Annotated in this window: 11 protein-coding genes; 4 read left to right on the top strand and 7 right to left on the bottom strand. The window is 69.9% G+C overall.

The window, feature by feature from the left end; genetic code table 11:
* Positions 1 to 69 precede the first annotated feature (69 nt).
* Positions 70 to 819: an SDR family NAD(P)-dependent oxidoreductase gene (locus KCH87_RS09495; RefSeq protein ID WP_210585514.1), complete on the bottom strand. Its 750-nt coding sequence runs from the start codon at positions 817 to 819 to the stop codon at positions 70 to 72.
* Positions 820 to 1,080: 261 nt separating this feature from the next.
* Here KCH87_RS09495 and KCH87_RS09490 point away from each other — a divergent pair, with 261 nt between their 5' ends.
* Positions 1,081 to 4,374, top strand: a complete 3,294-nt coding sequence (locus KCH87_RS09490; RefSeq protein WP_210585513.1) for a S8 family serine peptidase — start codon at positions 1,081 to 1,083, stop codon at positions 4,372 to 4,374.
* 79 nt (positions 4,375 to 4,453) lie between these two features.
* Here the strand turns inward: KCH87_RS09490 and KCH87_RS09485 are convergent, their stop codons facing one another.
* Both KCH87_RS09485 and KCH87_RS09480 read right to left on the bottom strand, forming a co-directional pair.
* A complete protein-coding gene (locus KCH87_RS09485) occupies positions 4,454 to 5,716 on the bottom strand; it encodes an Ig-like domain-containing protein (RefSeq protein ID WP_210585512.1) in 1,263 nt (420 codons plus the stop codon).
* Between the two features lie 212 nt (positions 5,717 to 5,928).
* Positions 5,929 to 6,297, bottom strand: a complete 369-nt coding sequence (locus KCH87_RS09480) for a hypothetical protein (RefSeq protein WP_210585511.1) — start codon at positions 6,295 to 6,297, stop codon at positions 5,929 to 5,931.
* A 130-nt stretch (positions 6,298 to 6,427) separates the two neighbouring features.
* Here KCH87_RS09480 and KCH87_RS09475 point away from each other — a divergent pair, with 130 nt between their 5' ends.
* Positions 6,428 to 6,712, top strand: a complete 285-nt coding sequence (locus KCH87_RS09475) for an LAETG motif-containing sortase-dependent surface protein (RefSeq protein WP_210585877.1) — start codon at positions 6,428 to 6,430, stop codon at positions 6,710 to 6,712.
* A 41-nt stretch (positions 6,713 to 6,753) separates the two neighbouring features.
* Complete coding sequence (locus KCH87_RS09470) at positions 6,754 to 7,530, top strand: hypothetical protein (protein ID WP_210585510.1); 777 nt, start codon at positions 6,754 to 6,756, stop codon at positions 7,528 to 7,530.
* A gap of 185 nt (positions 7,531 to 7,715) precedes the next feature.
* Here the strand turns inward: KCH87_RS09470 and hutH are convergent, their stop codons facing one another.
* From hutH to KCH87_RS09455, 3 genes are all read right to left on the bottom strand, one after another.
* Positions 7,716 to 9,254, bottom strand: a complete 1,539-nt coding sequence (hutH, locus tag KCH87_RS09465; protein ID WP_210585876.1) for a histidine ammonia-lyase — start codon at positions 9,252 to 9,254, stop codon at positions 7,716 to 7,718.
* 87 nt (positions 9,255 to 9,341) lie between these two features.
* A complete protein-coding gene (locus KCH87_RS09460; RefSeq protein ID WP_210585509.1) occupies positions 9,342 to 10,484 on the bottom strand; it encodes a GGDEF domain-containing protein in 1,143 nt (380 codons plus the stop codon).
* Between the two features lie 225 nt (positions 10,485 to 10,709).
* Positions 10,710 to 11,519: an enoyl-CoA hydratase/isomerase family protein gene (locus KCH87_RS09455; RefSeq protein ID WP_210585508.1), complete on the bottom strand. Its 810-nt coding sequence runs from the start codon at positions 11,517 to 11,519 to the stop codon at positions 10,710 to 10,712.
* 187 nt (positions 11,520 to 11,706) lie between these two features.
* Here KCH87_RS09455 and KCH87_RS09450 point away from each other — a divergent pair, with 187 nt between their 5' ends.
* The gene (locus KCH87_RS09450) at positions 11,707 to 12,201 is read left to right on the top strand and encodes a hypothetical protein (RefSeq protein WP_308298794.1); all 495 of its coding nucleotides are present in this window, start codon (positions 11,707 to 11,709) and stop codon (positions 12,199 to 12,201) included.
* 79 nt (positions 12,202 to 12,280) lie between these two features.
* On the opposite strand, the gene KCH87_RS09445 is transcribed toward KCH87_RS09450, so the two are convergent.
* A complete protein-coding gene (locus KCH87_RS09445) occupies positions 12,281 to 13,453 on the bottom strand; it encodes an adenylate/guanylate cyclase domain-containing protein (protein WP_210585507.1) in 1,173 nt (390 codons plus the stop codon).
* Positions 13,454 to 13,684: the final 231 nt, after the last annotated feature.

Below are 13,684 nucleotides of genomic sequence, written 5' to 3'. Positions count from 1 at the left end.
GCAACGGCACAGGTGTGACCGCCGCTTCCCGAAACGAGAGAAGGAGGCGGCGGTCCACCCACCATCGCCCTAATCCACTATCGCCCCGCAGGAAATGTTCACGTCCGTCGACGTCAGCGTCCGCGCCCTGTCCGACGCCACGAACGCCGCCACCTCCCCGACGTCGCGCAATGTCGCCGTGCGGCCCAGCAGCGTCTCCTTCTCGATGGAGGCGATGATCTCCTCGGCGCCGTCGAACTCCTGGGGCATCGATTCCGGCACGCCGCCCGTCTTGAGGGTGACGACGCGAATGCCGTGGGGCCCGAGTTCGACGGCCCACTGCCGGCGCAGCCCTTCGAGCGCGTCGAGGGCGATCTTGAAGCCGCCCAGCCCGGGCAGCGTCTGCGGCCCGCCGCCGCCGAACGCGAGGATGACGCCCGACCCGCGCCGGGTCATATGGCGTGCCGCGGCCCTGGTGGTGAGGAACTGGCTGCGCATGGCGTTCGTGATCGGCTGAAGGAAGTCGCTCACGGCGATCTCGGTCAGCGGCTGCTGAACGTCGCCGTAGCCGATGGCGTTGAACGAGATGTCGACCCGCCCCTCGCGGGCGGCGATGGAGTCGACGTAGGTGTCCACGGCTCGCTCGTCGAGCGCGTCGACCACGGCGGTGTCCGCCACGCCCTTCTCCGCGCGGATCTCGTCGGCCAGTTCGTCGAGCTTCTTCGCGGTGCGTCCGGCGAGTTGGACCCGCGCGCCCTCGCGGGCGAACGCGCGCGCCACCGCGCCCCCGATCGGCCCCCCGGCGCCGTACAGCACGGCCACCTTGTTCTCCAGCAGCATGTCCCGCTCCCTTCTCGTGGTAAGCGCCTGTATGGCTTTCCAGGGGTACGTCGAGACAGGTGGCCGGAATTCGACACCGGACTGTCCGTCGATCTCGTAACAGAACAAACCTGTCCGTCACTTGTCTATTGAGGTGCCCGATCTTCCACCGGCATACTGCGAAATCCGGGGGGAGCACGCGCATGCGTGCGAGACGACCCCCCGCCGGGTGAACGGGGAATTCACCCGGTACCTCAGGTAGGGGGAAATTTGCGCAGACAAGTGAAAAGTGCGTGCGCGGCCACCGTCGCCACAGCGGCCGCCGTCGCCCTCGCAGCGGGCATGACCAGCCCGGCGTCGGCGAAACCCGAGCAGAGGGCGGCCACGGGCTCCGCACAGCTCGCCGCGCCCCACCGGATCACCCTCATCACGGGTGACCGGATCGCCGTCGACGCGAAGGGCCAAGTGGTCGGCCTGGAGCGGGCGGAGGGGCGTCAGCACATACCCGTGCAGGTCCGCGAGGACGACGGGCACACGCTCGTCATACCCGCCGACGCGGCCCGTCTGGTCGCCGCCGGCAAGCTCGACCAGCGGCTGTTCGACATCACCGAGCTGAACAAGTCCGCGACCCGTTCGTCCCAGAAGAACGGTCTGAAGGTCATCGTCGGCTACAAGGGCGCCGCCACGGCCGCCAAGTCCGACGTCCGGGACGCGGGCACGCTCCGCAGGACCCTCAAGTCCCTGAACGCGGACGCGGTACAGACGCCGCAGGCAGACGCGCCCGAGCTGTGGGAGGCGGTCACCAACGGCGACAGGACGGCCTCCGGCATCGCGCACGTCTGGCTCGACGGCACCCGCAAGGCCAGCCTCGACGTCTCCGTGCCGCAGATCGGCGCCCCGAAGGCGTGGGCCGCCGGCTACGACGGCAAGGGCGTCAAGATCGCCGTTCTGGACACCGGTGTGGACGCCACCCACGCCGACCTGAAGACCCAGGTCATCGAGTCCAAGAACTTCACGCCGGCCGCCGACGCCACCGACCACTACGGTCACGGCACGCACGTCGCGTCCATCGCGGCGGGCACCGGCGCCAAGTCGGGCGGCAAGTACAAGGGGGTCGCGCCCGGCGCCAAGATCCTCAACGGCAAGGTCCTCGACGACAACGGCTCCGGTGACGACTCCGGCATCCTCGCCGGCATGGAGTGGGCGGCCGCACAGGGCGCCGATGTCGTCAACCTGAGCCTCGGCGGCATGGACACCCCCGAGGTGGACCCGCTGGAGGCGGCGGTCAACAAGCTGTCCGCCGAGAAGGGCATCCTCTTCGCGATCGCGGCGGGCAACTCCGGCCCGGAGTCGGTCGGTTCGCCGGGCAGCGCGGACGCCGCGCTCACCGTCGGCGCCGTCGACGACAAGGACGTTCTCGCCCCGTTCTCCAGCACCGGCCCGCGCACCGGCGACGGCGCCATCAAGCCGGACGTGACCGCGCCCGGCGTGGACATCACGGCCGCCGCGGCCCCGGGCAGCATCATCGACCAGGAGGTCGGCCAGAACCCGGCGGGCTATCTGACCATCTCGGGTACGTCCATGGCGACGCCGCATGTCGCGGGCGCCGCCGCGATCCTCAAGCAGCAGCACCCGGACTGGACGTACGCCGAGATCAAGGGCGCGCTGGCCGGTTCCACCAAGGGCGGCAAGTACACGCCGTTCCAGCAGGGTTCGGGCCGGATCCAGGTCGACAAGGCCATCAAGCAGACCGTGATCGCCGACCCGGTGTCGGTGAGCTTCGGCACGCAGCAGTGGCCGCACACCGACGACAAGCCGGTGAGCAAGGAGCTGACGTACCGCAACCTCGGTACGACGGACGTCACGCTCAAGCTGACCTCCACGGCCACCGACCCGAAGGGGCAGGCCGCTCCGGCCGGCTTCTTCAAGCTCGGCGCCACCACGGTGACCGTCCCGGCGGGCGGCAAGGCCACCGTCGGCATGACCGTCGACACCAGGCTGGGCGGCACCCTCGACGGCGCGTACTCCGCGTATGTGACGGCGACCGGCGGCGGCCAGAGTGTCCGTACGGCGGCCGCGGTGCAGCGTGAGGTCGAGTCGTACGACGTCACGGTCAAGCACATCGGCAAGGACGGGCAGCCGTCCGAGTACAACACCATTCTCCTCGGCTACTCGGGTCTGGGCACCGACCGCGTCTACCAGGTCCCGGCCGCCGAGTCCGGCACGACCACCATGCGCGTGGCCAAGGGCACTTACCTGCTGGACGCCTGGATCGCGAAGGACTTCGTGAACCTGGAGGGCGGCATCGACTGGCTGGTCCAGCCGAAGCTGAGCGTCACCAAGAACACCTCGGTGACGATCGACGCCCGCACGACCAAGGCGGCCGACATCACCGTGCCGGACGCCGCGGCCAAACAGACCTTCGGCATGATCGGCTACACCTACGCGGCGGCGGGCCTCGGCATCGGCGTCGGCCTCGACTCCTTCGCCAATGTGCGCATGGCGCATCTCGGCGGGGAGGTCACCGGTCTCACCCAGACCTGGAACGGTCAGTGGACCAAGGGCGCCGACACCGAGTACGACGTGGCCACCACCGCCAAGGTCAAGAAGATCCAGGGCGACAAGGTCCGTCACTTCACGGCGGGCGAGCTCGCCAAGGTGAAGACCGACATCGGTGCGGCCGCCGCCGACAAGACCGGCGGGATCTTCACCGTCGGGCTCTTCCCCGAGGACGCCGTCTTCGGGTCCTCGGTCGCGCAGAAGCTGCCCGGCACGCGCACGCTGTACCTGTCGACGTCCGACAAGATCCAGTGGACGTACGACGTCGAGCAGTACGGCGGCAAGGACGCGGACGGCTTCCCGATCCTGGAGGCGTACTACTCGCTCGGCAACCCGCAGACGTTCCAGGCGGGCAAGACCTACAAGAAGACCTTCAACAGGGCGGTCTTCGGCCCGAAGCTGAACTCGGAGTTCGGGCTGTTCCGTGAGGGCAACAACATCTTCGGGTCCCTGCCCCTGTTCGCGGACAGTGCCGGGCACGCGGGCTCGTCGCTGTTCACCTCGGTGAACACCTCCCTGTACCGCAACGGCACCAAGGTCGGCACCAACGACGACCCGCTGTTCGGCGAGAAGGCGTTCAAGGTCCCGGCCGGCGACGCCGAGTACAAGCTGACGACCTCGGTCAAGCGGAGCGTCAAGATCGCGGCCGCGTCCACGCGGATCGACGCGAGCTTCACCTTCCGCTCCAAGAAGCCGTCCGCCGACTTCGCCAAGCTCCCGGCCTCCACGGTCCGCTTCAACGCGGCCACGGGCCCGGACAGCCGCGTCGAGGCCGGTAAGACGGTCAAGATCCCGGTCGTCGTCGAGGGTTCGGCCAAGGGCAGCAACCTCAAGTCCCTGACGGTGTACGTGTCGTACGACTACGGCCAGACCTGGAAGAAGGTCACCGTGACGAACGGCAACATCACCGCGAAGAACCCGGCGAAGGGGAAGGCGATCTCCTTCCACGCCAAGATCACCGACAAGAAGAACAACAAGTCGACGGTCTCGATCTACAACGCGTACTACGGCAAGTAACAGGCAATAAGTGAGCGGCCTGTACGGGACGAGGTCCCGTACAGGCCGCTTCGCTGTTCGGTGGGAGGAGCCGGGCGGGTCAGACCGCCGAGCCCGCCTTCCACTGCGCCCAGTCCATGTTCCAGCCGTTGAGGCCGTTGTCCGGCGCGATGGTCTTGTCGCCGGTGTTCTGGACGACCACGACGTCACCGACGATCGAGTTGTTGTAGAACCAGTAACCCGCCGTGCCCTTGTCGTCGGCGCCCTTGGTGTCGTTCAGGCCGACGCAGCCGTGGCTGGTGTTGGTGCTGCCGAAGACCGAGTCCGCGCCCCAGTAGTTGCCGTGGATGAAGGTGCCCGAGCTGGACAGGCGGATGGCGTGCGGCACGTCCTTGATGTCGTACTCGCCCTTACCGTCGTCGTCGGTGAAGCCCACGGTCGCGCCGTCCATGCGCGTCTCCTTGAACTTCTCGGACATCACCATGACGCCTTCGTACGTCTTGTTCTCGGGCGAACCGGCGGAGATCGGGATGGTCTTGATCGTCCTGCCGTCCTGCGTGACCTTCATCTGCTTGGTGTTGGCGTCGACGTAGGAGACCTGGTTGCGGCCGATCTGGAAGGTGACCGTCTTCTGCTGGACTCCATAGACACCCTCGGAGCCCTGGACGCCGTCGAGCGCGAGCTTCAGGGTGACGGTGGAGCCGCCCTTCCAGTACTCGTCCGGCCGGCAGTCCATGCGGGTGTCGTTGAACCAGTGGCAGACGACCTCCTGGCCGCTGCTGGAGCTGACGGTGACGCCCTTCTGGACGTCCGCCTTGTTGGTGATCGCCTTGTCGAAGTTGATCGACACCGGCATGCCCACACCGACGGTGGAGCCGTCCTCCGGCGTGAAGTAGCCGAGGAAGCTGTTGGCCGGGGAGACGGTGCTGAACGAGGCGTTCTCGTGGGCGACGCGGCCGTCGGAGTCCTTCGCCTCCGCCGTCACCTTGTAGGTGGTGGACCGCTCCAGCTGGGCGCTGGGCTTCCAGCTGGTCTTGTCGGCGGATATCTCGCCCTCGACGGCGGTGCCCTCGGCCGTCGTCATGGTCACCTCGGTGAGTGTGCCCTTGCTCACGGTGACGGCGGTGCCTTTGTTGATGGAGGCGTTGTCCGAGCCGTCCTTCGGCGTGATCTTGATCTGGGCGTCGGAGGTCTTCTTGGCCGCCGCCTCGTCGACATTGGCCTGCGAGGTCTCCTTGCCGCCTTCGGAGGCGTTGTCGTCGCCGCCGGAACAGGCAGAGAGCACCAGGACACCGCCGAGCAGTGCGGACGCGGCCATCAGGCCCTTGCGCCGCTTACTGTCCGTTATCACACGCTTCTCCATCGTTGCCGAATCCCCAAAACCCCGAGAGTCCCCGTGAACATCGTCAAGAACATCAACGCTACGACCGGTTCGTCCCGTTCCACATCCTTCGGATGTGTGGGGCGCACCACGTCCGCGGGGCGGATGGTGCGGGTGTCGGTCAGTGCGCCCCATGAGACGACGAAACCCCGGGCCGCGGTTGCCGCCCGGGGTCACGATTTTCCCAAGCCGCGTCAGCCGACCGCGCTTTTCAGGTCTTTCGCGTCTTCTTCGTCGCCGTCGTCCTCGTCGACATCATCCTCGTCGAGGTCCCACTCGGGCGAATCCGGGTCGTACTCGATCTGCTCACTGCTCCAGGACGCCTGCTGGAGCTCGATCCCCGGTACCTCGCTGACCAGGTCGAACGGGTCCACGAGATACGCGAGAGCCTCTGCCGTGTCTTCCGTCACAGCACTCTCGGCGTGTACCCGCTCCCCGGCCGGCATATCCGCGCCGTCCGCAATGCGGCGAAGTGCTGCTTCGGTGAGGCCGTCGGCATCGTCGACCTCGATCACCAGCTCCACGCGAAGCCGTACAAAACGTGATGTCTCAGAAGTGCTCATGCCCGGAGCGTACGACTCATTGCCCCCGTGACTTTCCCGTGACCCGCGCCTTTCACTAACATCGCCTCACACGGCCAATTCGCCAGCGTCACAAGGGGATCGATATTCCGTGTCATCCGCTCGCCGTCCGTTGCTGACCGCCACCGCCGCGGGAACCCTGCTGGGCGCCCTGTGGTTCGTCCCCTCCGCCAACGCGTCCTGGGACGGACCGGCGAGAACGGAACCCTCGGCGACCCCGACTTCGCAGGTCACCACACAGGCACGGGTGACCACGACGGCTTCCGACGACGGCACCCGGCTCGCCGACACCGGAAGCTTCGACACCACCCCGTATGTCGTCGGCGGGAGCTTCTGCCTCGCCGTGGGTGCCGGGTTCGTGGTGTATTCGGTACGCCGTGAGCGACTGGGTTTTTAAAGCACTTGACGCGCCTTTGACTTGAACCTCATAGTCCGCCCATGAAGAGATCATCGGGCGTGCGCACAGCCGCCACGGTCACCGTGAGCGTGCTGTCGCTCGCCCTTGTCACCGGCTGTTCGAGCGAGGAGCCCGACGGCTCCAAGGCGTCGGACTCGAAGGGCTCCTCCTCGTCGGCTCAGGCCGCCAAGGCGCTCAGCGCGGCCGAGTTGGAGAAGTTGCTGCTCGCCGAGGGCGAGATCAAGGGCTACAAGGTCGCCGCCGGCGACGACACCCTGCCGAAGTCCAAGAGCGACGTGAAGACCGACAAGGCCGAATGCGGGCCGCTCGCCTGGGCCATGGCCGGTCTCGCGCCGGGCGACTCGGACGCGGGCGTGAGCAACACGGTCACCGCGGACCCGGCGTCGGACGCCGCCTCCAAGTCCACCGAGGCCGACCTCGAGAACGCCTTCTCGGTCAACATGACCTTCGTGGGCCTCTCCTCGTACGCGGGCGACGGCGCCGAGAAGGCGCTCAAGGCCGTCTCCGACGGGGTCGCGGCCTGCGCCGGCGGGTTCACCATCACGGCCCAGGGCGAGACCCAGAAGATCACCAAGGTCTCCTCGGAGCAGGCCTCCGCGGGCGGCGACGAGTCCGTGGCGTTCTCCGTGGGCTCCGACATGGACGGCGAGGGCACCGCCACCTTCAAGACCCAGGTGGTGCGCCAGGGCAACACCATCGCCACCTACTACACGGTGGACTTCGCCACCATGGGCACCGGCAAGGCGGCCGAGGTCCCGTCGGCCGTGACCACCGCCCAGGCAGCCAAGCTCAAGTGACGCTCCGGGGCCCTGCCGTCGCCGCACGGCCGGGCCCCGACTCCCTTACCGCAAGGGCCCCGTGACGGTCTCCACGGCCGCCAGCAACCGCCCGTCCCGCACGAACCCGACCGCACCGCCCAGCGGCCAACCCCAAGCACCTCCCCCGACCCCTCCCGTCGCCGTACGGCCGGACCCCGACTGCCCTACCGCAAGGGCCCCGTGACGGCCTCCACGGCCGCCAGCAGCCGCCCGTCCCGCACGAACGCGTCCGCCGCCGCGAGGTCGGGCGCCAGGAACCGGTCAGGACCGGGGCCCTCGACCCCCGCCGCGCGTGCGGCGTCGATGACGGCCTGCGACGCGGGCGCCGGGGTGAGTCCCTCGCGCAGTTCGACGGCGCGCGTGGCGGCGTACAGCTCGATGGCGACGACCCGGGTGAGGTTGTCGACGGCCGTGCGCAGCTTGCGGGCCGCCGACCAGCCCATGGAGACGTGGTCCTCCTGCATCGCGGAGGACGGAATCGAGTCCGCCGACGCCGGTACGGCCAGCCGCTTCAGCTCGCTCACCAGCGCGGCCTGCGTGTACTGAGCGATCATCAGCCCGCTGTCCACCCCGGCGTCGTCCGCGAGGAACGGCGGCAGACCGTGGCTGCGGTTCTTGTCGAGCAGCCGGTCGGTACGGCGCTCGGCGATCGACGCGAGGTCGGCGACGGCGATGGCGAGGAAGTCGAGCACGTAAGCCACGGGCGCGCCATGGAAGTTGCCGTTGGACTCGACCCGGCCGTCGGGCAGGACGACGGGATTGTCCACGGCGGAGGCCAGCTCGCGGTCGGCGACCAGCCGGGCGTGGGCCATGGTGTCCCGTCCGGCGCCGGCGACCTGCGGGGCACAGCGCACCGAGTAGGCGTCCTGGACGCGGGGCGCGTCGCCCTGGTGGTGCCCGGTCAGGCCCGAACCCTTCAGCACGGCCAGCATGTTGGCGGCGGAGGCGCCCTGGCCCGGGTGCGGGCGGATGGCGTGCAGCTCGGGGGCGAGGACCTTGTCGGTGCCGAGCAGGGCTTCCAGCGACAGGGCGGCGGTGACGTCGGCGGACTTGTAGAGGGTGTCGAGGTCGGCGAGGGCCATCACCAGCATGCCGAGCATGCCGTCGGTGCCGTTGAGGAGGGCGAGGCCCTCCTTCTCACGGAGTTCGACGGGCGCGATGCCGTGCGCGGAGAGGAGTTCCGCAGCGGGCCTCAGCGTCCCGTCCGGGCCTTCCGCGTCCCCCTCCCCCATGAGAGTGAGGGCGCAGTGGGACAGCGGGGCCAGGTCGCCGGAGCAGCCGAGGGAGCCGTACTCGTGCACAACGGGGGTGATCCCGGCGTTCAGGATGTCGGCCATGGTCTGCGCGACCTCGGGCCGGACGCCGGTGTGCCCCGAGCAGACGGTCTTCAGCCGCAGGAACATCAGCGCCCGTACGACCTCCCGCTCGACGCGCGGCCCCATGCCGGCGGCGTGCGAGCGGACGATGTTGCGCTGTAGCTGGGCCCGCAGCTCCTGGCTGATGTGCCGGGTCGCCAGGGCACCGAAGCCGGTGCTCACGCCGTAGACGGGCTCGGGCTTGGCGGCCAGCGCGTCCACGATCTCGCGGGCCGCGGCGAGGGCGGCAACGGCCTCCGCGGACAGCTCGACCCGGGCGCCGGCGCGGGCCACGGCGAGAACGTCGGACGCGGTGACCCCGGACGTCCCCACCACCACAGTGTGCATATCCATATTCAGGAGCGTACGCAGTGAATGCTCCAGTGTCACGAGTGGTGGACGCTTTCGCCCCTTACCGATTTGGTCACACCGGCGTCAGCGCCGCCCTCGGAACCGGCGTCGCTCGGCACCGTTGTCGCGGGACGGCTCGTCGGCCAGCCGTACGACGGGATCGTCAGGGCCTTCGCGTCCGGCGACCACCGGTTTGGTGGCCTTGACCGCCTTGGCCTGGTACTGGGCGGCGTCCGCGAGCCGGAACAGACGGCGGGCGGACCGGACGGGCCCGATGGGATCCTCCGTCGACGCGACCCCGCAGGCCACCCCGTCCCCCAGCTCCAGCTCGGCGGCCCGGCGGCACAGTTCGTCGGCGGCCCGGACGACCTCGTCGGCGGGCGGCCCGACCGCGAGCAGACAGAACTCGTCACCGCCGAGACGGGCGGCAAGGGCACCGGGGAGCATGGCCCCGCACAGCGACAGCACGGACCCGAACCGTTCGAGGAGCCGGTCCCCGACGGCATGCCCGCGGGTGTCGTTCACGCGCTTGAGCCCGTTGAGATCACAGACGACGAGGCTGACGACGACGTCCTGGTTGCGATGCCGCTCGATGGCTTCCTCAAGGCGTACGTCGACGGCCCGGCGGTTGGCCAGTCCGGTGAGCGCGTCGGTGTACGCCAGCCTCCTCGCCTCCTCCAGCCGCTCGGCCTGGGCGATCCCGGCGGCGACGACGGCGGCCAGGACGGTGGCGAAGTCGGCGTCGTTCCGGTCGAAGACGGGTTCGCCGACGGCCCGCGCGACATAGAGCTCCCCCCAGGCACGTCCGTTCAGCACGATCGGGGCGACGACACAGCAACCGCGGCCGCGACGCCGCAGGGCAGCGACCCGCTGGTGGATGTAACCGGGCCGACCGGCTGCCGGACCATCCGCGGTCTCGACCCAGGCGTCCGGCTCCCCGCCGCCTGCCCAGCGCTCGTGCAGAAACTCGGTGATCTCGGGAAACTGATGCACCGGGTACGCCTCGTCCTCCGGGAACTCGACCTCGCCGGCCGCCCGCTCCCCCACATTCACGAGCACCCTCAGCCGCCCGTGATCCCGCTCCCACACCGACAACGCGGCAAAACTCCCGCCGAGCGCCCGGCACGCCCCGACAGCCGCCGCCCGCCAGGCATCCCGCGACCCGTGCGCGGCGGCCATGCCTTGCGCCAACCCCACGACAGCTGCGAGCCGGATGTCCTCACCCATCACTCCAGGCTAGGGAGGTTTGGGGCGAACCGGGACATTGATGCGGCGAACAGGTGGGCGGCGCCGCAGCCCCACCGCAGCCACGGGCAGCCGTCCCGCCCCAGCTGCGGGCATGCGTGCCGCCTGGGGCGGCACGGGTGGGCGCAGGCGGCGCCCCGTCGGCGCCGGGCTGCGCGACCCACCCCCGCCCAGCACCAACGCCGGGTGCCGTTCAAGCAGACCGCTCTACTCCCCCGGCCACTCGGCCCGCCGCTTCTCGTTGAACGCCGCCACCCCCTCCGCCCGGTCCCCCGAGAACGCCACCGCACGCCACGCCGAGTCCTCCACCTCCAGCCCGGCGCGCAGATCGAGCCCGTACCCCACCCGCAGCGCACGCTTGGCCGCCCGCAGCCCCACGGGAGAGTTCGCCGCGATCCGGGACGCCAGCGCCAGCGCCTCCTCCCGGTCCCGCCCGGCCTCCACCAGCTGGTCCACGAGCCCCAGCTCCCGCGCCTCCTCGGCCTCGACCCGCCGCGCCGAGAAGATCAGCTCGGCCGCCCGCGCCGCCCCCACCCGCCGCGGCAGCAGCTGCGTACCACCGCCGCCCGGAATCACCCCCACCGACACCTCGGGCAACCCCACGACAGCCGTCCGGTCCGCCACGATCACGTCGCACGACAGCGCCAGCTCGAACCCACCGCCCAGCGCAAACCCGTGCACGGCCGCGATCGCCGGCACCGGCAGCTCCAGCACCCCGGTGTACGCACCCCGCGCCACCGGCCGCTGCCGCACCAGCTCGGCGTCGCTGAAGGAGTTCCGCTCCTTCAGGTCGGCCCCGACACAGAAGGCCCGCTCATGGGTCGACGTCAGCACGACCACCCGTACGTCCTTGTCGCCCCCCAGCGCCGCACAGGCCGCCGCGACGGAGCGGGCCATCTCCGTCGACACGGCGTTCATGGCCTTGGGCCGATCGAGGGCGAGCTCGGCGACGTGCCCGACGGCCCCGTCGCCGTGACGCCGCACCAGCACGAACTCCCCGAACCGTTCCTCGCTCATGACACCCTCCGGGTTAACGCGGGTTAACAACAGCATCCGCCCCGATCATCGCAGCCATCCCGGGCCAGGGAAAGGCTCCCCCTTCGGGTGACATCCCGCCCGACTCCGGCCTGACCTCCCACAGGAGCGCATAACGTGCGCATCGCCACGCGCAACGGGGGCGCGAACGCATCGGGGAGGCATCGCGGTGACGGACCAGAACACACCACCACGTCAGCGCGGCCGCCACCGCAAACCCCGCCCCCGCAAACTGCTCCTCGCCGCCGGAGGCCTCGCCATGGCCGCCGGCGTCCTGAGCCTCGTACGCATGACCCCCGACTCCGGCGTCGGCAATCTCGGCACCGCGGAGGCCGAGCCCCGCCCCGATCCCGGCACCGACCAGTCGCCGAACACCGAATCCACCCTCGCGGCCTCCCCCACGGCAATCCCCACGACCGCTTCCGTGCCGCGCGGCCCGAGCACGACACCAGCACCGACGAAGACGCAGTTCGCGACGCCCACGAAGGCGCCCCTCACGCCGACGGACGCCCCCGAGACACCCACCACATCGGCGACGACGACCAACACCCCACGGCCGACGCCCACGCCCACCCAGCCCACCAACTCCCCGACACCGGATCAGCCCGGAATCTGCATCCCGGTCATCGACCTGTGCGTGGACCCACTGATCACCAACGATTAAGCGAACTGCAACGCGCCCCGTAAGGGGCGCGGGGAACTGCGCGACAAGCCCCCACCGGCCCGCAGCCGACACACAACCGTCACCCCAACGGCGCGCGCCGCGTAAGCAGCCAGGGTTCGACCACACCAAGTCCCCGCACCGGCCGCTGCCACATCGGCTGAAGCGCGAAGCGAAACGCCGGCGGCTCCTCCCCCTCCTTCTCCGCGGCAGCCGCAGCCTCGGCCGCCTCCGCCTCGGACGCCGGGGCGTCTCCCGTACGGATCAGCTCCTCCGCCAAGGCACTGTCGACGAGGACGGCGTCACGGGGCGCTATCGACGTCAGCCGCGAGGCCAGGTTCACCGTTGTACCGAAGACATCGCCCATCCGGGTGGTCACCGTGCCGAAGGCGATGCCGACGCGCAGTTCGGGCATCGTCTCGTCGTGCGCCATGGTCTCGATCAGGCGCAGGGCGATCTCGGCGGCCACGCCCGCGTCGTCGGCGCTGTAGAGCACCTCGTCGCCGAGCGTCTTGACGAGCCGTCCGCCGTGCGCGGCCACCAGGTCGGCGGCGGTGGTCTCGAAGGCCTCGACCAGTTCGCCGAGTTCCTCTTCTTCCATACGGCGGGTCAGCCGCGTGAAGCCGACGAGGTCCGCGAAGCCGACGGCGAGGCGGCGGTCGACCATCTCCTCGTCGTCGGCGCCCTGGATGACCCGGCCCGCCGAGGCCGCGAGCTGGCGCCGCCAGACGTAGACGAGGAACTCCTCCAGTTCCGGCAGGAGCAGCTCGATGATCGGGTAGGTCACCTCGGTGCGCGTCATGCCGGGCTCGGGCGGCTCGGTCAGGCCCTCCAGGAAGGAGTCCATCTGCCACTCGGCCAGCCGGGCGGTGGTCTGCCCGGTGGACCGCGCCACCTGCACGGCCATCGCCTCGCTCAGCAGCCCCGCCTCGACGAGACCGGCGAGCCGCCGCAGCGCCAGTACGTCCGCCTCCGTGAGCGCCTTGGCCTGTCCGATGTCGGCGAAGCCCATCGCCCGCCAGAAGCGGGAGGCCAGCTCCATGGAGACGCCCGCGCTGCGGGCGGCCTGGAAGGGGGTGTAACGCCGTTCCGCGCCGAGGATGAGCTGTTCGAGGCGCAGGGCAAGGGGGTTCTCGCCGGGGTCGGCGGCCTGCGGGTCCTCCCGGTCATGGGAGTCCCGCCGCTCGATCGAAGCCGAGAGCGCATCCACCCGGCCGTCCGGGTCCCTGCCGGAGCCCGTGTCGTCGACGGTCACGCCTGCTGCCCTTCCGATCTGCCGCGGTCAGGTATCGACCGCGGTCAACTTTACGGCAGATGTGCGGCACGTCACTCCGTGGCAGCGGAAGCTTTCGTGACCGGCGGTTCGGAAGGGCACCCGGCGTTGGTGCGGCCCTCGCTGGGGGCTGCCGCCCCCAGACCCCCGCTTCGGCCCGAAAGGCCTCGTCCTCAAACGCCGGACGGGCTGGTTTTTGCCGACCGACGTCAA

It is taken from the genome of Streptomyces sp. GESEQ-35 (genome assembly GCF_017948485.1).
Taxonomy (GTDB): Bacteria; Actinomycetota; Actinomycetes; order Streptomycetales; family Streptomycetaceae; genus Streptomyces.
Note: the sequence above shows the minus strand (reverse complement) of the source record. Positions and strands in the feature narration are given on the sequence as shown.

Coding starts and splice junctions, on each gene's coding strand:
- KCH87_RS09495 (WP_210585514.1), bottom strand. CDS start 819: ATGCTGCTGGAGAACAAGGTGGCCGTGCTGTACGGCGCCGGGGGGCCG.
- KCH87_RS09455 (WP_210585508.1), bottom strand. CDS start 11,519: ATGAGCGAGGAACGGTTCGGGGAGTTCGTGCTGGTGCGGCGTCACGGC.
- KCH87_RS09460 (WP_210585509.1), bottom strand. CDS start 10,484: ATGGGTGAGGACATCCGGCTCGCAGCTGTCGTGGGGTTGGCGCAAGGC.
- KCH87_RS09470 (WP_210585510.1), top strand. CDS start 6,754: ATGAAGAGATCATCGGGCGTGCGCACAGCCGCCACGGTCACCGTGAGC.
- KCH87_RS09485 (WP_210585512.1), bottom strand. CDS start 5,716: ATGGAGAAGCGTGTGATAACGGACAGTAAGCGGCGCAAGGGCCTGATG.
- hutH (WP_210585876.1), bottom strand. CDS start 9,254: ATGCACACTGTGGTGGTGGGGACGTCCGGGGTCACCGCGTCCGACGTT.
- KCH87_RS09480 (WP_210585511.1), bottom strand. CDS start 6,297: ATGAGCACTTCTGAGACATCACGTTTTGTACGGCTTCGCGTGGAGCTG.